General features: G+C 69.0%; 19 protein-coding genes. 10 read left to right on the top strand and 9 right to left on the bottom strand.

Going from position 1 to position 18,726, the window contains the following annotated elements:
* Positions 1-3 precede the first annotated feature (3 nt).
* Both VGR06_RS03410 and miaB read right to left on the bottom strand, forming a co-directional pair.
* The gene (locus tag VGR06_RS03410) at positions 4-483 is read right to left on the bottom strand and encodes a hypothetical protein (RefSeq protein WP_327557449.1); all 480 of its coding nucleotides are present in this window, start codon (positions 481-483) and stop codon (positions 4-6) included.
* A complete protein-coding gene (miaB, locus tag VGR06_RS03405) occupies positions 480-1,919 on the bottom strand; it encodes a tRNA (N6-isopentenyl adenosine(37)-C2)-methylthiotransferase MiaB (RefSeq protein WP_327557448.1) in 1,440 nt (479 codons plus the stop codon). Before miaB ends, VGR06_RS03410 begins: the two co-directional genes overlap by 4 nt.
* A gap of 205 nt (positions 1,920-2,124) precedes the next feature.
* Here miaB and VGR06_RS03400 point away from each other — a divergent pair, with 205 nt between their 5' ends.
* The 8 genes from VGR06_RS03400 to VGR06_RS03365 all read left to right on the top strand — a co-directional run bounded on the left by VGR06_RS03400 (position 2,125) and on the right by VGR06_RS03365 (position 8,422).
* Positions 2,125-2,853 (top strand): amino acid ABC transporter ATP-binding protein, encoded by a 729-nt coding sequence (locus VGR06_RS03400; protein WP_327557479.1) that lies wholly within the window; start codon positions 2,125-2,127, stop codon positions 2,851-2,853.
* 68 nt (positions 2,854-2,921) lie between these two features.
* On the top strand, positions 2,922-3,812 hold the full coding sequence (locus tag VGR06_RS03395; RefSeq protein ID WP_327557447.1) for a glutamate ABC transporter substrate-binding protein: 891 nt from the start codon (positions 2,922-2,924) through the stop codon (positions 3,810-3,812).
* A gap of 316 nt (positions 3,813-4,128) precedes the next feature.
* Positions 4,129-4,776: an amino acid ABC transporter permease gene (locus tag VGR06_RS03390; protein ID WP_327557446.1), complete on the top strand. Its 648-nt coding sequence runs from the start codon at positions 4,129-4,131 to the stop codon at positions 4,774-4,776.
* 124 nt (positions 4,777-4,900) lie between these two features.
* Entirely contained in the window at positions 4,901-5,794 is an 894-nt protein-coding gene (locus tag VGR06_RS03385; protein WP_327557445.1) for an amino acid ABC transporter permease, read from the top strand.
* 190 nt (positions 5,795-5,984) lie between these two features.
* The gene (locus VGR06_RS03380) at positions 5,985-6,371 is read left to right on the top strand and encodes a hypothetical protein (RefSeq protein WP_327557444.1); all 387 of its coding nucleotides are present in this window, start codon (positions 5,985-5,987) and stop codon (positions 6,369-6,371) included.
* 63 nt (positions 6,372-6,434) lie between these two features.
* Entirely contained in the window at positions 6,435-7,502 is a 1,068-nt protein-coding gene (locus VGR06_RS03375; protein WP_327557478.1) for a winged helix DNA-binding domain-containing protein, read from the top strand.
* Positions 7,503-7,535: 33 nt separating this feature from the next.
* Positions 7,536-8,009, top strand: coding sequence for a hypothetical protein (locus VGR06_RS03370; RefSeq protein WP_327557443.1), 474 nt, complete (start codon positions 7,536-7,538; stop codon positions 8,007-8,009).
* A gap of 14 nt (positions 8,010-8,023) precedes the next feature.
* A complete protein-coding gene (locus tag VGR06_RS03365) occupies positions 8,024-8,422 on the top strand; it encodes a hypothetical protein (RefSeq protein WP_327557442.1) in 399 nt (132 codons plus the stop codon).
* 3 nt (positions 8,423-8,425) lie between these two features.
* On the opposite strand, the gene VGR06_RS03360 is transcribed toward VGR06_RS03365, so the two are convergent.
* The 3 genes from VGR06_RS03360 to VGR06_RS03350 are packed head-to-tail and all read right to left on the bottom strand — an operon-like array spanning position 8,426 to position 11,905.
* A complete protein-coding gene (locus VGR06_RS03360) occupies positions 8,426-9,175 on the bottom strand; it encodes a succinate dehydrogenase/fumarate reductase iron-sulfur subunit (protein ID WP_327557441.1) in 750 nt (249 codons plus the stop codon).
* Position 9,176: 1 nt separating this feature from the next.
* Positions 9,177-11,096 (bottom strand): fumarate reductase/succinate dehydrogenase flavoprotein subunit, encoded by a 1,920-nt coding sequence (locus VGR06_RS03355; protein WP_327557440.1) that lies wholly within the window; start codon positions 11,094-11,096, stop codon positions 9,177-9,179.
* 11 nt (positions 11,097-11,107) lie between these two features.
* A complete protein-coding gene (locus VGR06_RS03350) occupies positions 11,108-11,905 on the bottom strand; it encodes a hypothetical protein (protein WP_327557439.1) in 798 nt (265 codons plus the stop codon).
* 206 nt (positions 11,906-12,111) lie between these two features.
* Between VGR06_RS03350 and ggh the strand changes: the two genes are divergently transcribed.
* Positions 12,112-13,494, top strand: a complete 1,383-nt coding sequence (gene ggh / locus VGR06_RS03345) for a glucosylglycerate hydrolase (RefSeq protein ID WP_327557438.1) — start codon at positions 12,112-12,114, stop codon at positions 13,492-13,494.
* A 3-nt stretch (positions 13,495-13,497) separates the two neighbouring features.
* Here the strand turns inward: ggh and VGR06_RS03340 are convergent, their stop codons facing one another.
* From VGR06_RS03340 to recA, 3 genes are all read right to left on the bottom strand, one after another.
* Positions 13,498-14,283 carry a polysaccharide deacetylase family protein gene (locus VGR06_RS03340; RefSeq protein ID WP_327557437.1) on the bottom strand — a complete coding sequence of 262 codons (786 nt, stop codon included), beginning with the start codon at positions 14,281-14,283 and terminating at the stop codon, positions 13,498-13,500.
* A 97-nt stretch (positions 14,284-14,380) separates the two neighbouring features.
* Positions 14,381-14,908: a regulatory protein RecX gene (locus VGR06_RS03335; RefSeq protein WP_414637141.1), complete on the bottom strand. Its 528-nt coding sequence runs from the start codon at positions 14,906-14,908 to the stop codon at positions 14,381-14,383.
* A 235-nt stretch (positions 14,909-15,143) separates the two neighbouring features.
* Entirely contained in the window at positions 15,144-16,184 is a 1,041-nt protein-coding gene (recA, locus tag VGR06_RS03330) for a recombinase RecA (protein WP_327557435.1), read from the bottom strand.
* Positions 16,185-16,499: 315 nt separating this feature from the next.
* Here recA and VGR06_RS03325 point away from each other — a divergent pair, with 315 nt between their 5' ends.
* Positions 16,500-16,694, top strand: coding sequence for a DUF3046 domain-containing protein (locus tag VGR06_RS03325; RefSeq protein ID WP_327557434.1), 195 nt, complete (start codon positions 16,500-16,502; stop codon positions 16,692-16,694).
* A gap of 1 nt (position 16,695) precedes the next feature.
* Here the strand turns inward: VGR06_RS03325 and VGR06_RS03320 are convergent, their stop codons facing one another.
* Positions 16,696-18,621: an Hsp70 family protein gene (locus VGR06_RS03320; protein ID WP_327557433.1), complete on the bottom strand. Its 1,926-nt coding sequence runs from the start codon at positions 18,619-18,621 to the stop codon at positions 16,696-16,698.
* Positions 18,622-18,726 lie beyond the last annotated feature (105 nt).

Genomic DNA, 18,726 nt, shown 5'->3' with positions numbered 1-18,726 from the left:
GGGTCAGGTCCTTGACCAGGCGGTGCGGAACCACTGGGCGGCGATGACGACCATGGCGATCTCGGCGATGACCAGGCCCAGGCCGGGACCGGTGTGGCCGGGGGCGGACTGGCGCGACCAGATGGCGAGGATGCCGTCGACGGAGGCGAACCAGCCGCCGAGGGCGCTGGCCCAGGCGAGCCACCAGCGGCGGGTGATCAAGGTGAGCGCCGAGGCGAGGATGCCGAAGCCGGCCGAAGTCGCGGCGAAGAGGCGGGGGACCGTGCTGGCCTTGCCGACCGCATCGTGTTCGCCGAGGAGGACCTCGAGGCCGTTGGCGCCGTTCATCCACGGGAGCACATGGCCGACGATGAGGACGAAGACGGCGATCGCGATGATCATCGCGCGGGGGCCGAGTTCCACGGTGCGGACGGTGTGGCGTTCGACCTCGTCGATCTCGTGCCGGAGCGCCGAGAGGTCCTGGGGGTCGGGCTCGGCGGTCATCGCGCTGAGGCCCCGAATGCGGGCATGCCGAGGCTGACGCCGGAGGTCTTGGGGCGGATGCCGGCTTCGAAATGGTCGCCGGCGCGGGTGCTGCGGTGGGACACGAGTGGGCCGTCGGCGACCAGGTGGTGGGGCGCCCCGTAGGTGATCTTGGCGTGCACCACGTCGCCGGGGCGGACCGCGGCCGGGCCGGGCGTGAAGTGGATGAGGCGGCCGTCGCGGGCGCGGCCGGACATCCGGTGGGTGTCGGCGTCCTTGCGGCCTTCGCCGGTGGAGGCCAGCACCTCGACGACGGAGCCGACCAGGGCGCGGTTCAGGGACCAGGCCATCTCGTCCTGCAGGTCGACCAGCCGGTCGAAGCGCTCCTGCACGACCTCCTTGGGCACCTGGTCACCGAGTGTCGCCGCGGGGGTGCCGGGCCGTTTGGAGTACTGGAACGTGAAAGCGCCGGCGAACCGGGCCGCGCGCACGACGTCGAGGGTCGCCGCGAAGTCGGACTCGGTCTCGCCGGGGAAGCCGACGATGATGTCCGTGGTGATCGCGGCGTCCGGCATCGCGGCGCGGACGTTGTCCAGGATTCCCAGGTACCGGCCGGAACGGTAGGAGCGCCGCATGGCCGCGAGCACCCGGTCCGACCCGGACTGCAGCGGCATGTGCAGCTGGTGGCACACGTTCGGGGTGGACGCCATCGCGTCGATCACGTCGTCGGTGAAGTCGCGCGGGTGCGGCGAGGTGAACCGGACCCGCTCCAGGCCCTCGATGCCGCCGCACGCCCGGAGCAGCTTGCCGAACGCGTACCGGTCGCCGAACTCCACGCCGTAGGAGTTGACGTTCTGCCCGAGCAACGTCACCTCGAGCACGCCCTCCGTCACCAGAGCCGAGACCTCGGCCAGGATCTCCCCCGGCCGGCGGTCCTTCTCCTTGCCCCGCAACGAAGGCACGATGCAGAACGTGCAGGTGTTGTTGCACCCCACGGAGATCGACACCCATCCGGAGTGCGCGGAGTCGCGGCGCGCGGGCAGCGTCGACGGGAACACCTCGAGCGACTCGAGGATCTCCACCTCGGCCCGCCGGTTGTGCCGGGCGCGGTCCAGCAGCACCGGCAGCGAGCCCAGGTTGTGCGTGCCGAACACGACGTCCACCCACGGCGCCCGGCGGACGATCTCGCCGCGGTCCTTCTGCGCCAGGCACCCCCCGACCGCGATCTGCATGCCGGGGTGCGCCGTCTTGGTGGGCCGCAGGTGCCCGAGGTTGCCGTACAGCCGGTTGTCCGCGTTCTCCCGGACCGCGCACGTGTTGAGCACGACGACGTCGGGCACCGAGCCGTCGGCGGCCGGCACGTAGCCGGCGTCCTCGAGCAGCCCGGCGAGCCGTTCGGAGTCGTGGACGTTCATCTGGCACCCGTAGGTGCGGACCTGGTATGTACGCGCGCTCATCTCAACCGTCGAGGGTACGCGGCTTCACCCAGCGTCAGCGCACCGCGTTCCGTGACGGAGTTGAGACCTTTCGGTCTGGGCAATTGACATGAACCGGACAAGCGGGAGGGGTAGTTTTCGGCAAATACGTCACCGCTACGCTCGGCAAACCGGTGACGAACGTCCTCGTGGAGGCCCGATGACCGCAGCGAACCCCACGCCGCTCATGATCAGGATGGCGGAGGTCGAGAAGTACTTCGGGCCGCTGCATGTGCTCAAGAACATCAACCTCGAGGTCGAGCGCGGCCAGGTGGTCGTGGTGATCGGTCCGTCCGGCTCCGGCAAGTCCACGCTGTGCCGGGCGATCAACCGGCTGGAGCCGATCAACTCCGGAGTGATCGAAGTGGACGGCAAGCCGCTTCCGGCCGAGGGCAAGGAGTTGGCCCGGCTGCGGGCCGACGTGGGCATGGTGTTCCAGTCGTTCAACCTGTTCGCGCACAAGACCGTTGTGGACAACGTGCTGCTCGCGCCGGTGAAGGTGCGCAAGGAGTCCCAGGCGGAGGCCCGCAAGACGGCGATGGAGCTGCTGGAGCGGGTGGGCATCGCGAACCAGGCGCAGAAGTACCCGGCGCAGCTCTCCGGCGGGCAGCAGCAGCGCGCGGCCATCGCCCGGGCGCTGGCCATGCGGCCCAAGGTGATGCTCTTCGACGAGCCCACCTCGGCGCTCGACCCGGAGATGATCAAAGAGGTGCTCGACGTCATGGTCAGCCTGGCCAAGGACGGGATGACCATGCTGGTGGTCACCCACGAGATGGGTTTCGCGCGCAACGCCGCGCACCGGGTGATTTTCATGGCCGACGGCGAGATCGTCGAGGACTCGACCCCGAACGAGTTCTTCACCGCGCCGAAGTCGAATCGGGCGAAGGACTTCCTAGGCAAGATTCTCACGCATTGACGTGAGGTGGTATCCCGCGGCGTCGCGCGTGCGCGCCGCCTGAGACGGAGAGCAGGAGACTGGAGACGATGAGGGTTCGTACCCTGACGGTGGGGCTGCTGGTCGGTGGCCTGGCATTGAGTGCGTGCGGCAAGGAGGGCACCCCCGGAGGCGGCGGCGGACCGTCCACCACCGCGGCGGTGGAGGCCAACGTGGACGTCGCCGGCTCGCCCACGTTCGCCAAGATGAAGAGCCGCGGCGGCGTGATCGTCGGGGCCAAGGAGGACCAGCCCGGTCTCGGCCTGAAGAGCGCAACCACGGGCAAGTACGAGGGCTTTGACATCGAGATCGCCAAGCTGGTCGCGGCCAAGCTCGGGTTCGCCGCCGACAAGATCACGTTCAAGACGATCCCGTCGGCCGGCCGGGAGCAGGCCCTGGTCAACGGCGACGTCGACTATTACGTCGGCACGTACACCATCAACGACAACCGCAAGAAGCAGGTCTCCTTCGCCGGGCCGTACTTCCAGGCGGGCCAGGACCTGTTGGTGCGCAAGGACGACTCGTCCATCACCGGCAAGGACACTCTGAAGGGCAAGAAGGTCTGCTCGGTGACCGGTTCCACGCCGATCCAGCGGGTGCGCGACCAGAAGCTGACCGAGGCGAGCAACATCGTCGAGTTCCAGAACTACTCGCAGTGCGTGGACAAGCTGCTGAACAAGGAGGTCGACGCGGTCACCACCGACGACGCCATCCTCAAGGGCTACGCCGCGCAGGACCCGGACAAGCTGAAGGTCATCGGCCAGACGTTCTCCAAGGAGCCGTACGGCATCGGCCTGCCGAAGGACGACAAGGCGTTGCGGGACAAGGTGAACGACATCCTGCAGAAGGCCGAGGACGACGGCACCTGGAAGTCCGTCTACGACGGCACGCTCGGCAAGTCCGGCTCGGCGGCCACCCCGCCGCCGATCGACCGCTACTGACCGCGATCTCCGGCCGGTGGTCGCCTCGGCGGCCACCGGCCGTCCTCATCGGACAGTGTTCAACCAAAGAGGGTTCTGCACAACGAAGGTCGGTGATCACGATGGTGCGGTGGTGGCTGATCGGGCCGGTTGCTCGCGATGGGCCAGCGTGCCGAACGGTGTTCGAGTCGGTAGCCGGGCTGGCAGAGCTGGTTGCTAGTCCGACCGCTCTGGCAGGCCTCGGGCCCACCCTCGCCAGTCGGAACGAACACCGCCCGGCGGCCCACCACTCCCAACCGACATTGCGCAGAACCCCTCACGCACTCGGGACGGTGACATGGACATAATCGTCAACTACTCCAGGCTGTTCCGGGACGGGTTCATCACCACGATCGAGCTGTTCCTGCTTGCCGGGGTGGCTTCGCTGATCCTCGGCACGGTGCTGGCCATGATGCGGGTCAGCCCGGTGCCGGTGTTCCGCGCGGCCGGCACGCTGTACGTGACGCTGGTCCGGAACACGCCGCTGACGCTGGTGTTCCTGTTCTGGGTGTTCGCCTATCCGTACCTGGAAGTGCTGTCGCTGTCGTACTTCACCGCCGCGGTCGTGGCGCTGACCGTGTACACCTCGGCATTCATCTGCGAGGTGGTCCGCTCCGGCATCAACACGGTGCCGCTGGGCCAGGCCGAGGCGGCCCGGGCGCTGGGGCTCGGGTTCGGCCAGTCGCTGAGCCAGGTGATCCTGCCGCAGGCGGTGCGGGCGGTGGTGCCGCCGCTGGTGAGCACGCTGATCGCGCTGCTGAAGAACACCACGATCGCGGCCGGGTTCTCGGTGGCCGAGGCCGGCCGGATCCGCAGCATCCTGTCCGACAACGGGGAGAACCAGCTGGCCGGGCTGATCTGGGTAGCGCTCGGGTTCCTGATCCTGGTGATGGTGCTGACCATGGTGCAACGCACCCTCGAGCGGCGGTGGAGCGTGGCGCGATGACCACAGGGAGCGGAAGTGAGGCCGCGGTGTCGGCTGGACGGAGGAGCAGCGCAGGCGCGAGGAACGAGCGCCGAGCAGCGCACGAAGGAAGCCGACACCCTCAGCGGCCGAGCTGGAGCGACCAATGACATCGGTCCTGTTCGACGCACCCGGCCCGAAGGCGCGGCTGCGGCACCGGATCCTCGCCGGGGTCGGGGTGCTGGCCCTGCTCGCGGTCATCGGGTTCGTGGTCTGGCGGTTCTACGACAGCGGCCAGTTCTCCGCGCGCAAGTGGGAGTGGTTGCAGTACAAGCAGGTCCAGGAGGATCTGGTCAGCGCGCTGCTGGCGACGCTGAAGGCGTTCGCCTCGGGCGCCGTGCTGGCGCTGCTGTTCGGCGCGATCTTCGCCGCCGGGCGGCTGTCCGAGCACCGGTGGGTGCGGACCGTCTCGACGGTGATCGTCGAGCTGTTCCGAGCGGTCCCGCTGCTGATCCTGATGTTCATCTTCTACTACGGCCTGCCGGTCGTGGGCGTCAAGCTCGGCGTGTACCTGTCGGTGGTGCTCGGCCTGATGCTCTACAACGGTTCGGTGCTGGCCGAGGTGTTCCGGGCGGGCATCCTGGCGCTCCCCCGGGGTCAGTCCGAGGCGGCGTACGCGCTGGGCCTGCGCAAGACCCAGGTGATGACGTTCATCCTGATCCCCCAGGCGCTGCGGTCCATGGCCCCGACCATCGTCAGCCAGCTCGTGGTGCTGCTCAAGGACACCGCGCTGGGCTTCCTGATCACCTACGAGGAGCTGCTGCACTACGCCCAGTTCATCGGCGCCAAGGGCGAGTTCAGCCGGCCGTTCATCCCGACCACGATCGTGGTCGCCGCCCTGTACATCACCATGTGCCTGCTGCTCACCTGGCTGTCGAACTACCTGCAGAAGCGGGAACGGCGCAGCAAGAAGCACATCGAGCTGGAGGGCCGCCGGCCCGAAGAGGTGAGCCTGCTGGCCGACGCCACCGGCGGGGGCGGCGTGACCGGCGCTTCCTGACCGCCGTTCAACGACAACTCAACGACAACTCGGCGCCTCCTGAAATTTGGGGGGCGCCGAGTCGTCCTCGAGCCGTTACAGTAATCGGCTTACGGACGAGTTAGTGGAGGACTCGTCCGATGGGGTGAGCACGAAGGGCGCCCGCATGACTGATAGTGACCATGCTCCCGCTATCGGTAGCCCGGTGATCATGGGCCGGACTTACCAAGACAATCTGTCCTGGCAGCGCACCGACTTCGGCAACGGTGGCCGGTACGCCGGCCGGGACTACTACGACGGGCGGACGAACGGGGCGGCCCTCGGGCTGCCGAGATCATCCGTCGCACCAGGAGCGACCGGCCGGGCCCTCAAGGTGGTGGGTCTCGTCGTCGCCCTGGCCGGAGTCGCCGGCTGGCTGTGGCTGATCCTGGCCTTCGTCAGCTCGGTCGGCGCGGGCACCCTTCCCGATGACCCCTTCGGAGCACGCCTGGCCGGCGTCCCGCTCGGCTCCGGCGGCCTGGTCGCCATCCTGGTCGGCAGTTGCCTCGCGACCATCGGCTCCTGGCTGGCCAGATCCGCGCGGCGCCGGGTCCGCTAGGAACCCGGAGAGGCCGTCAATCCTGAACACCGAACCGCGCTGCCTGGTTAGGGTTGGCGCGTGATGATCTCTGTGCCGCTGGGCCAGGTGCTGGCCTGGCGGATGCGCCGGCAGCACCTCGCCGAGCCCGGCTCGGCGGGTGCCGCCGAGCTCGCCCGGGTGCTGTGCGGGGTGCAGGCCCAGGTGCCGTCCTCGGCCGAGCAGGCGATCGCGGTGCGGCAGGCCGCGCCGGTGCCGGGCGAGGTGGACCGGGCGCTGCGCGACGAACGCACCCTGGTGCGATGCTGGTCCGTGCGCGGCACCCTGCACCTGCACACCCCGGAGGACGCGGCCGCGTGCGGTGCCGCGGTGGCCGCGGTGCGCTCCTGGGAGCGGCCGAGCGTGCTGCGCGGCCACGGCGTCACGCTGGCCGAGATCACCGCGATCACCGCGGCCATCGGCGAGGTCCTGCCCGGCCGGGTGCTGACCCGGGAGCAGCTGACCGAGGCGGTGCTCGAGCACACCGGCTCGGCGCACCTGGCCGAGGTGCTGCGCTCCGGCTGGGGTTTCGCGCTCAAGCCGGCGAGCTGGCTCGGGCTGCTCTGCCACGGCCCGGCCGACGGCAGCCGGGTCACGTTCACCAGCCCGGCCACCTGGCTTCCCGGCTGGAAACCGGTCACAGCCGACGAAGCCGGCCCTCGCCTGCTGCTGTCCTACCTCGCCAGCTACGGCCCGGCCACCCTCGAGGACTTCGGCCAGTGGCTGTTCCGCTCCGCCAAGCCGTCCCTACTGAAGGGCTGGATCGCCGCCGCCCGGGACGATCTGTCCGAAGTGGACGTCGATGGCGTGCCGTCACTGGTGCGCACCGAGGACCTCGACGAGCTCCGTGCCACCGAGCCGAACCGGCTGGTCCGCCTGCTGCCCGGCTTCGACCAGTACGTGATCGCGGTCAACCGCGGCCTGATCCCCCGCGCGCACCTCGCCAAGGTCAGCCGCACCTCCGGCTGGATCTCCCCGGTCGTGCTGTACGGCGGCCGGGTCGCCGGCGTGTGGTCCGTCGAGAACGGAGTCGTGTCGGTGGACCCGTTCGAGGAGATCCCGAAGAAGTTGCTCGACGCCGAGATCGACCGGCTGAAAACCACACGAACGTAGGTATCACGGCGCCCGGGCCGCCATCCGCACACTGTGGACGACTACCGATTCCGTGACGTCCGGTCCGGCCAGGGACCGGTGAACATCGGCCGGGGCAACCGCGCCGCCGGCAGGGACTACCAGGACAACCGGTCCTGGAGCTATGAAGATCGCCGGAACTACCGGCAGGGCGACAACTACGACGTCCAGGTCGGGCCCGGTGATCCGCTCGACGCGATCTCCAGCGGTCGGGGCATAGGCCGCCTCCTGACGGTGATCGGCCTGCTGGTCGCGCTCGGCGGGTTCGCCGGCGTCGGCTGGCTCATCGTGTCGAACATGATGAGTCTGGGTCCGGACACCGGACCGGAGAACCCGTTCGCCAAGGAGCTGCAGGGCATCCCGGTGCTGCCGGTGGCGCTGGTTGCGTTCCTGGGCGGCACGATCCTTTCGGCGGTCGGGGCGGCGATGGCCAAGGCGGCCCGGCGCCGGCACGACCGGCGGATGCGCCAGCGGCGCGGCTACTACTGACGGGGAGACGGACAGTGGGCAACAATTACCGGTTCCGGGATGTCCGCGGCGGCGCCGGCGGAGTCAACATTGGGGACGGCAACATCTCGGCCGGCCGCGACTACCAGGACAACCGGTCCTGGCACATCACGGTGCAGTCGCTGGGCCGGGACCTCGAGCTGCTGACGACGGCGATCGAGGAGTTGCGGCTGACCTCGGGCGAGCGGCAGCAGGCCGCACACGCGTTGCACGGGGCCAGAGGCGCCGCCGCAGCGGGTGATCAAGCCGGCGTCGGCGGGCACGTGCGACGGTTCACCGAGGTGCTCAAGGACGCCGGCGCGTTGGCCGGCGCCGGTTCCTCGCTGATCGACGCGCTGACCCGGATCGGGCGCTGGCTCGGGCCGGTCGGCGCGGCGGTGCTGGCGCTGCTGTGAGCGTTAGCGGCGGCGGAAGAGCTTCATGCCGAGGAAGGTGACCGGGTCGTAGCGGCGGTCGGCGACCCGTTCCTTCATCGGGATGAGGGCGTTGTCGGTGATCTTGATGTGTTCGGGGCAGACCTCGGTGCAGCACTTGGTGATGTTGCAGTAGCCGAGGCCGTGCTCCTCCTGGGCGGCGGGGACGCGGTCGGCCACGTCGAGCGGGTGCATCTCCAGCTCGGCGATCCGCATGAGGTAGCGCGGGCCGGCGAAGCTCTCCTTGTTCTCCTCGTGGTCGCGGATCACGTGGCAGGTGTTCTGGCACAGGAAGCACTCGATGCACTTGCGGAACTCCTGCGAGCGCTCCACGTCGACCTGCTGCATCCGGTACTCGCCGGGCTTGAGGTCCTTCGGCGGGGTGAACGAGGGGATCTCGCGTGCCTTGGTGTAGTTGAAGGACACGTCGGTCACCAGGTCGCGGATCACCGGGAAGGTGCGGATCGGGGTGACCGTGATGACCTCGTCCTCGTCGAAGATCGACATCCGGGTCATGCACATCAGCCGCGGCATGCCGTTGATCTCCGCGGAGCACGAGCCGCACTTGCCCGCCTTGCAGTTCCAGCGCACCGCGAGGTCGGGCGCCTGGGTGGCCTGCAGCCGGTGGATGATGTCGAGCACGACCTCGCCCTCGTTGACCTCGACGGTGAAGTCGTGCAGCTCCCCGGAGTCCGCGTCCCCGCGCCACACCTTGAACTCGGCCTTGTAGCCCATGTCAGCTCTTCTTTCCGGGGTAGGTGGCCAGCTCGCCCTCGGTGTAGTACTTCTCCAGCTCGGCGAGCTCGAACAGCTCCAGCAGGTCCGGCCGCATCGGCACCTGCTCCTGCTCGGTGACGGTCACACCCGGCACCACCGGGTCGTCGTCCTCGGCGGCGCGGCAGACCAGCAACTTGTTGCGCCACCGGGGATCCAGCTCCGGGTAGTCGTCCCGGGTGTGCCCGCCGCGGCTCTCCTTGCGAGCCAGCGCCGCCCTGGCCACGGCCTCGCTCACCATCAGCATGTTGCGCAGGTCGACAGCCAGATGCCAGCCCGGGTTGTACTGCCGGTGCCCCTCGACCATCACGTTGCTGATGCGCTGCTTGAGCTCGGCGAGCTTCTCCAGCGCCTGCTCGATCTCGTGCGCCTTGCGGATGATGCCGACCAGGTCGTTCATCGACTGCTGCAGCTCGCTGTGCAGGGTGTACGGGTTCTCCGCCTGGACCCCGTCGGCTGGCGGGTCGAACGGGGCCACCGCCATGTGCGCCGCGGCGTCCACATCGGAATCCGACACCTTCGGCCGGTCGGTCAGCGACTCCACATAGGACACCGCGCCCATGCCGGCCCGGCGGCCGAACACGATCAGGTCGGACAGCGAGTTCCCGCCCAACCGGTTGGAACCGTGCATCCCGCCGGAGCACTCACCCGCGGCGAACAGGCCGGGCACGACCGAGGACGTGGTGTCCGGATCGACCTCGATGCCGCCCATCACGTAGTGGCAGGTCGGCCCGACCTCCATCGGTTCCTTGGTGATGTCCACATCGGCCAGCTCCTTGAACTGGTGGTACATCGACGGCAGCAGGCGCTTGATGTCCTCGGCCGACCGCCGGCTCGCGATGTCCAGGAACACGCCGCCGTGCGGCGATCCGCGGCCCGCCTTCACCTCGGAGTTGATCGCGCGGGCCACCTCGTCGCGGGGCAGCAGGTCCGGGGTTCGCCGGTTGCTCTCCTGGTCGTTGTACCAGTTGTCGGCCTCCTGCTCGGTCTCCGCATACTGCCCCTTGAAGACCTCGGGCACGTAGCCGAACATGAACCTCTTGTCGTCCGAGTTCAGCAGCATGCCCCCGTCGCCGCGGACGCCCTCGGTGACCAGGATTCCCTTCACACTCGGCGGCCAGACCATGCCGGTCGGGTGGAACTGCACGAACTCCATGTTGATCAGCGTCGCGCCGGCCCGCATGGCCAGGGCGTGACCGTCCCCGGTGTACTCCCAGGAGTTCGAGGTGACCTTCCAGGACTTGCCGATACCACCGGTAGCCAACACCACAGCCGGCGTCTCGAACAGAACGAACCGGCCGGACTCGCGCCAGTAACCGAACGCGCCGGAGATCCGGCCGTCGTCCTTGAGCAGCTCGGTGATCGTGCACTCGGCGAACACCTTGAGCTTCGCCTCGTAGTCGCCGTGCTCCTTGAAGTCCTCCTGCTGCAAGGAGACGATCTTCTGCTGCATGGTGCGGATCATCTCGAGGCCGGTCCGGTCGCCGACATGGGCGAGCCGCGGGTAGGTGTGACCGCCGAAGTTGCGCTGGCTGATCTTGCCATCCTTGGTGCGGTCGAACAGGGCGCCGTAGGTCTCCAGCTCCCAGACCCGGTCCGGCGCCTCCTTGGCGTGCAACTCGGCCATCCGCCAGTTGTTCAGGAACTTCCCGCCGCGCATGGTGTCGCGGAAGTGCACCTGCCAGTTGTCCTTGTCGTTGACGTTGCCCATCGACGCCGCGCAACCGCCCTCGGCCATCACCGTGTGGGCCTTGCCGAACAGCGACTTGGACACGATGGCGACGCTCAAGCCCAACTGGCGAGCCTCGATGGCGGCCCTCAGGCCGGACCCGCCGGCACCGATCACCACGACGTCGTAGGCGTGCCGCTCAACCTGAATCATTTACGTTGCCTCTATCCGATGAACCGAAGGTCGGAGATCCAGCCCGCGGAGACCGACATGATGTACGCGTCCGTGATGATCACGGTGAACAGCGAGATCATGGCGTACCGGCCGTGGTTGGCGTTCAGCTTCGACACGAACGTCCAGTACCGGTACCGGAGCGGGTGCTTGGAGAAATGCTTGAGCCGCCCGCCGACGATGTGCCGGCAGGCGTGGCAGGACAGCGTGTAGGCCCACAGCATCACCAGGTTCACCCAGATGATCACGGTGCCGAGGCCGATGCCGAACCCGTCCTTGCCGTGGAAGGCGAGCACCGCGTCGTAGACGTTGATCAGACCGAAAAGCACCGCGCCGTAGAAGAAGTAGCGGTGCAGGTTCAGCAGCACCAGCGGGAACCGGCTCTCCCCGGTGTACTTCTTGTGCGGCTCGGGCACCGCGCAGGCCGCCGGGGCCATGAAGAACGAGCGGTAGCCGGCCTTGCGGTAGTAGTAGCAGGTGCCGCGGAAGCCGGCCAGGATCGCGAACGTGATCAGCGCGATCGGGATGAACACCGGCATCTTCGGCAGGATCGTGAAGAAGTGCACCGCACCGGGTTCGCAGGACTCGCTGATGCACGGCGAGTAGACCGGGGTGAGGTAATGGTGCTCGCCGTCCCAGTACCACCGGTTCATGAAGATCCGGGCGGTGGCGTAGACGATGAAGAAGGCGAGGACCGCGCCGGTGATCAGCGGCGGCCGCCACCAGCGGTCGGTGCGAAGGGTACGCGCGGAGATCCGTGCCCGGGCCGGGGCGCCGACGCCTGCGGTCATGGTGTCCTCGTTCTTCAGTTCGGGCGGCCGATCCGACAATTCAACACAGTCACGGTTCGTAACCGTCGCTGACTGTGCCTCTTCGAAGGCGACAGGACAAGTACCACACGCCGGGAATCGCCCGGTAGGCGCCCTGTTCGTGGTGTGGTCTGCGCCTCACAAGACCTGGCGCTACGCCATCGAGCCAGGTAGGGAAAATCTGTCGCGTGAATGATCTGCGTACCCGGCGGGCCGACCGGGCCCGACGTGGCCGGCTGGGTCCCGCCGCCCTCGCCGACGGCGCCGCCACCGTGCTGACCGGCAACGACAACGGCTCGATGGTGACCGCGGCGCCGCGGCTGTACCCGCACATGTGGAGCTGGGACGCGGCGTTCATCTCGATCGGACTGGCGCACCTGAGTGTGGACCGGGCCGCGCGGGAGATCGAGACGCTGCTCGGCGCGCAGTGGCGCAGCGGCATGGTGCCACACATCGTGTTCGGCTCGGATGACGCCGAGTACTTCCCCGGGCCGGACCGGTGGGGCACCGCGGAGCTGTGCGGCGACGCCCCCCGGGCACCGCGGACGTCGGGGATCTGCCAGCCGCCGGTGCACGCGATCGCGTTGCGCCGGGTGGTCGACATCGGGCGGCGCGGGTCGCCGGCCGACGTGGCGCGGGTCGAAGAGTTGCTGCGGTTCTGCTGGCCGCGGCTGTACCGGTGGCACGCGTGGCTCGCGCGGCACCGGGATCCGCTGGGCAGCGGGCTGCTGTGCCTGGTGCACGGCTGGGAGTCCGGTATGGACAACTCACCGCGGTGGGACCGTCCGTACGCGGCGGTCCAGGTCGGCGCGGACCTGCCGCCGTACGTCCGGCTGGACAACCGGGTGGTGGCCGACGTGCGGGAGCGGCCCTCGGACACCGAGTACGACCGCTACCTCTGGCTGGTGGAGGAGATGCGGCGGGTGCACTACGACCCGGATGCGGTGGTGCGCACCTCGAGCTTCCTGGTCGGGGACGTGTTCGTGACCGCTCTGTTCGCGTTGGCGTGCTCGGTCCTCGCCGAGCTCGGTGAGGACTTCGGGACGGCCACCGACGACGAGGTGGCCCGGCTGCGGTCGTGGGCGGCGCGGTCCCGGTCCGCGGTGGTGTCGAGTTGTGACCCGGCGACCGGGCTGGCGCGCGACTATGACCTGCGTGCCTCGGGGTGGCTGGCGACGAGCACGATCGCCGGGTTCGCTCCGCTGCTCTGCGGTGGCCTGGCGGTGCATCGGGAGGCCGCCCTGCTGGCCACGTTCCAGGGCCCGGACTGGGCCGGCTACCCCGGACTGCTGGCCGCGGTGCCGCCCTCGGTGTCGCCTGCCGATCCCGGCTTCCGGCCCCGGACCTACTGGCGCGGCCCGGTCTGGCCGGTGGTGACCTGGCTCTTCGGCTGGGCCCTGCAGCGCCGCGGCCTGCTCGAGCCGGCGCTCCGATTACGCACCGAGGGCCTGCGCCTGGTCGTCGACGGCACCTTCGCCGAGTACTACCACCCGTTCAGCGGCGAACCCCTCGGCAGCCACGGCCAGTCCTGGACGGCGGCGGTGGTGCTCGACTGGCTCCCCGCGCGCTGAGCTTCAGCCGAGGAAGTCCGGCAACGGCACCGCGGTCAGCCCGTCCCTGCGGGCCCGCTCCACGAACGCAGTGTAATCCTGCACGAACGTCGTCCGGAAATGCATCAGGACGATATCGCCAGCTTTGAGGTGGTCTCCCTCCTGGAACTGCACGACGCCATTGTTCACCGCCGCCGTCCACAGCACGACGGCCCGCATCCCACAGTCCGCGGCGGCCTTCTGGGTGTTGGTGTCCCAGTTCCCGTACGGTGGCCGGAAGAGGACGGGCCGCCGCCCGAACTCAGCCGCCTCGGCATCCGCGTCGTCGCAGATCTCCTTACGCTGAAAGGCATACGGCTTTCCCCGCAGGTTCGGATGGTTGACCGTGTGGTCCTCGATGTCCGCCCCGGTCTGATCCCGGATGTCCCGGAAGTACGCCGCCTCCCCCGCGACAAATTTCTGCGCCAGAAACATCGTCGGCCGAAAACCCGACTGCGTGATCAGGCTCAGCGCGTTCGGGTCTTTGATCTCCCCGTCGTCGATCGTGATGAAGACATACGGCTTGTCCGTCGGAATCCGCCGAATCACCGGCGCCCTGCCGTCCACAATCGGCGGCGCCTTCGCCTGCACGTCACCAAACTGATAAGGCGCTTCGCTGTGCGTAATTGGCACCGGCGCCGACGGCTGAGGAGCAGCCGTCGTGGACTCCGTCGGCTTCACCGGCTCCTGCTGTCCGTCCGACCCGCCGCACCCGGCAAGCATCACCCCCAGCACGACCATCCCCAGGCCCACACCCAGCTTTGCTCCCACGTTACCCCTCTTTCCCTTGCTACACCGGCAATCTCCTCTGTCTGATAAGGACGCACCCGTCCCTCGGCAGATTGTTCCGAACGTCGAACTCGAGCGGTCAGTCCAGGGGTGCGCCCTCGAGGAGGGTGGTGTCCGATCCCGCCTCCCGCAGCTCATCGCGGACCACCCGGAACGCCATGCCCTCGGGGTAACCCTTCCGCGCCAGCATCCCGACGAGCCGCCGCACCTTCACCTCGTCGTCCGCCCCCGCCAAGGTCCGCAACCTCTTCCGAACGAGCTGCCGCGCCCGCTCCTCCTCCGCCCCGTAGTCAACCGCCCCCACGGCCTCCGCGGTCACCGCCTCGTCCACCCCCTTGCGCCGCAGCTCCGCCGCCAGCGCCCGCCGCCCCAACCCCTCATACGTGTGCCGCGACCTCACCCAAACCTCGGCGAACGCCTTGTCGTCAACCAACCCCACCGCATCCAGCCGCCCCAGCACCTCTTCGACAACCCCCTCGTCAAACCCCCTACGCCCCAACGCCCCCGCCAACTCCGCCCGCGTCCGCGCCCGATACTCCAACAACTTCAAACAAACATCCTTAGCCCGCTGCACCGGATCATCCGCAGCGCCCTCCCGCCCACTCACCACACCCTCCCAACCACACACCGGAACGTCGAACTCGCCGAACACGGGGTGGGTGCTCGGCGAGTCGTACGCTCGGGCAACTGAGTTGTACGTTCCAGCAGCGTGTGCTCGGCTGCACCCAGCGCGGGGGTCCGGGGGGCGGAGCCCCGCCGGCCGGGGGTCTGGGAGCTTGGCCCCAGAAGGCACGTTCTAACGACCCCGGCGAGCGCCTTCCGCGAGCACACTTCGCCCGTCGTTAGAAGTCGACTGGGGCAGAGTCGGTGGTGTCGGCGTCTAGTTTGGCGCCGATGCCTAGTTTGTCTTTGATGCGCTTTTCGACCTCGTTGGCGACGTCGGGGTTGTCGCGGAGGAACTTGCGGGCGTTTTCCTTGCCCTGGCCGAGTTGGTCGCCTTCGTAGGTGTACCAGGCGCCGGACTTGCGGAGGATTCCCTGTTCCACGCCCATGTCGATGAGGGAGCCTTCGCGGGAGACGCCGTGGCCGTAGAGGATGTCGAACTCGGCCTGTTTGAACGGGGGCGCGACCTTGTTCTTGACCACCTTGACGCGGGTGCGGTTGCCGACGGCTTCGCCACCGTCCTTGAGGGTCTCGATGCGGCGGACGTCGAGGCGGACCGAGGCGTAGAACTTCAGCGCCTTGCCACCGGTCGTCGTCTCGGGGCTGCCGAACATCACGCCGATCTTCTCGCGGAGCTGGTTGATGAAGATGGCGGTGGTGCCGGAGTTGTTGAGGGCGCCGGCGATCTTGCGCAGGGCCTGGGACATCAGGCGGGCCTGGAGGCCGACGTGGTTGTCGCCCATCTCGCCTTCGATCTCGGCGCGGGGAACCAACGCGGCCACGGAGTCGATGACCAGGATGTCGAGGGCGCCGGAGCGGATGAGCATGTCGGCGATCTCCAACGCCTGCTCGCCGGTGTCGGGTTGGGACACCAGGAGCGCGTCGGTGTCGACGCCAAGGGCCTTGGCGTACTCGGGGTCGAGCGCGTGCTCGGCGTCGATGAACGCCGCGATGCCGCCGGCCTTCTGGGCGTTGGCCACGGCGTGCAGGGCGAGGGACGTCTTACCGGAGGACTCCGGGCCGTAGATCTCCACGACCCGGCCGCGCGGCAGGCCGCCGATGCCCAGCGCCACATCCAGGGCGATGGCGCCGGTGGGGATGACCTCGATCGGCGCACGGCTCTCGTCGCCGAGGCGCATCACCGACCCCTTGCCGAAGTTCTTGTCGATCTGGGCGAGGGCGAGCTCGAGCGCCTTCTCCCGGTCGGGGGCTGCTGCCATTTTCGATCCACCTCGGTTGCTTCGAGACTGTGTGCTCACGCTGCCGACGCTACGGCCGGGGGCCGACGTTTTGGGTCTGCCGCGCCGATCTGTGGACAGCTGACCCGCATGTGGACAACACCCTAGCCGAACTGGTGTTCGAGCCAAACCCGACACGCCGAGGCGCTACGATGCCCGGCCCTCAGCGCCGGCGGCGCAGCGCCACCAGCCCCACCACGATGCACGCGATCAGGCTGCCGATCACGCCGATGGTCAGCAACGTGGACTCGAGGCCCGACGGTCCCTGCATAACCCACGATCGTAGGGTGGGTGTCGATGCGCAACACGGTCTTCCGCAGGTTGATGAGCCAGGAGTTCGGCGAGATCCGAGCCGAGATGCTGGCGCGCGACCACGTCTTCAGCTCGCTCGGCAACCGCACGGTGGACCAGGCCCTCGAAGCCGGCCTGCCCGCCAAGGAGATCTGGCGGGCGGTGTGCGAGGTGTTCGAGGTCCCGCCCGAGCGCCGGTAGCTCAGCCGTTGGACCCCGGCTTGATGTGGTCGTTGAAGTACTCCGACAGGCTCTGCCCGGACGAGCCGGTGGTGAGCTTCATCAGCGTGCCCATGACCGGGCTGTCGTTCACGGTGAACAGCATCGCGCCGATGCCCATGGCGATGTCGACCGCGTAGTACTTCCCGGTCATCCCGGCGCCCTGCCAGTCCCCGCTGTCCGCCTCGTCCTTCTTCTTGCCGAACCCGGCCAGGAACGCGTCCACGTTCTGCTGCGCGATGTCCGGCGAGGCGAAGTGGTAGTAGAAGATCGTGTAGCCGCTGTCCAGCGTGCAGGTGGCCACGGTCGCGCCGGGAGCCGGGATCGCGTCGCCGGTACCGGTCGGCAGCACCAGCCCGGCCTTGCAGTCGTTGTTGTCCACCACCGAGCCGGCCAGCGTGCGCATGCATTTGCTGAAACCCTTGCCGTCCGGCGTCTTGTCGCCGCACTGGTCCGCGGCCACGCTGCCACCCCCGCCACCGGAGCCACCGCCGGCCGTGGCGATGACGACCACCAGCACCGCGACCACCGCCACCGCGACGATCGCCCCGAGGATCATGAACGGCTTCTTGTTGGACCGGGCCGGCGGGCCGGCGAACTGCGCCGTAGGTGTGGGCGCCGGCACCAGCGGGCGCGGCGGCTGGCCCAGCACCGGCTGCGGGCCGGACACCGGATACGCGAGCGGCGGCTGCGGGGTGAACCCACCGGTCCGCGGCCCCATCACCTGCGTGCGCTGCACCTCGTCGATCGTCCCGCTGATGTCGCTGGTGCGCATCGTGATGCCCTCCTGCGGCACGTGGTGCGCGCCCAGGGCGACCGCGGTCTCCGGCTGGTCCAGGCTGGTCGGCACCACCCGGAGTTGCTCGGCGATCAGCGTGGCGATCAGCGGAATCCGCGACGACCCGCCGACCAGGTAGATCCCCGCCAGCCGGTCCGGCGCCATCCCGGTGGACCGGATCGTGGCGACCAGCAACTCCACCGAGCGCAGCATGCCGGGCCGGATCAGCGCCTCGAGTTCGACCCGGGTGACCAGCACGTCCTCGAACGGCTCGGGCAGCGGCAGATCCGTCTGCGGGTGCCGGGACAGCGACTCCTTGGCCGCGCGCACGTCCTCCCGCAAGGCGCGCTGGGCCCGCCGGTCGCCGGTGGACATCGGCCGCAGCAGGTTCTGCCACCGCGCCGGATCCTTGTGCGACACCTGCCGTCCGACGTGCTCGAGCAGCGCCTGGTCGACGTCCAGCCCGCCCAGGTCCGCGAGCCCGGCCTCGGCCAGCACCACGAACCCGTTCTGCGTGGCACCCACGATGGCCACGTCGAACGTGCCCGCCCCCAGGTCGTACACCGCCAGTGCCTGACCCGGCGCCAGATGCTGCCCAGGAAAGGGGGTTGTGGGGGCTGAGCCCCTTCGGGGGTCTGGGGGCGTGCCACCAGAAAGAACTGAGGCGAAGTGCGCGGCCGCCGCCACCGGCTCCGGGACGAGCACCAGGTTCGATCCCATGCCCGCCTGCCGCGCCGCGGAGAGCAGGACGTTGCGCCGCACCGGACCCCACTGCGCGGGGTGGGTCAGCCGCACCTCGTCCGGCCGCTTGCCGCCGAGCTGGCGGGAGGTCTCGTCGGCGACCCGCCGCAGCACCCCGGCCAGGGCGTCGGTCACCGGCACCACGGTGTCCCCGAGCAGCAGCGTGCCCTCGTCGATGCGGCGCTTGGGGTTGGGCTCGAACCGGGACGGGTCCAGCCGGGCCCGCCGCTCGGCGTCCCGCCCGACGACCAGCGAGCCCCCCTCGGCGGCGAACACCGCGGACGGCATCATCGACGCCCCGTCCACGTCGACCACCCGCGGCGGACGCCCGTACGCGGCGAGCACGGCAACGGTGTTCGACGTGCCGAGATCCACCGACAGGACGTTCACGCGGGCTCCCCTCTGATCTCTGCTGCCGCAGATGCTGCCATGCCTGCGCCGCACCATGGGCTCGGTCTCCCAATCTGGAGTGCGATGAAGGGGGCCTTCCTCACC

This window comes from Actinophytocola sp., assembly GCF_036002505.1.
Taxonomy (GTDB): Bacteria; Actinomycetota; Actinomycetes; order Mycobacteriales; family Pseudonocardiaceae; genus DASYTH01.
This window is presented reverse-complemented; position numbering and strand designations above follow the sequence as displayed.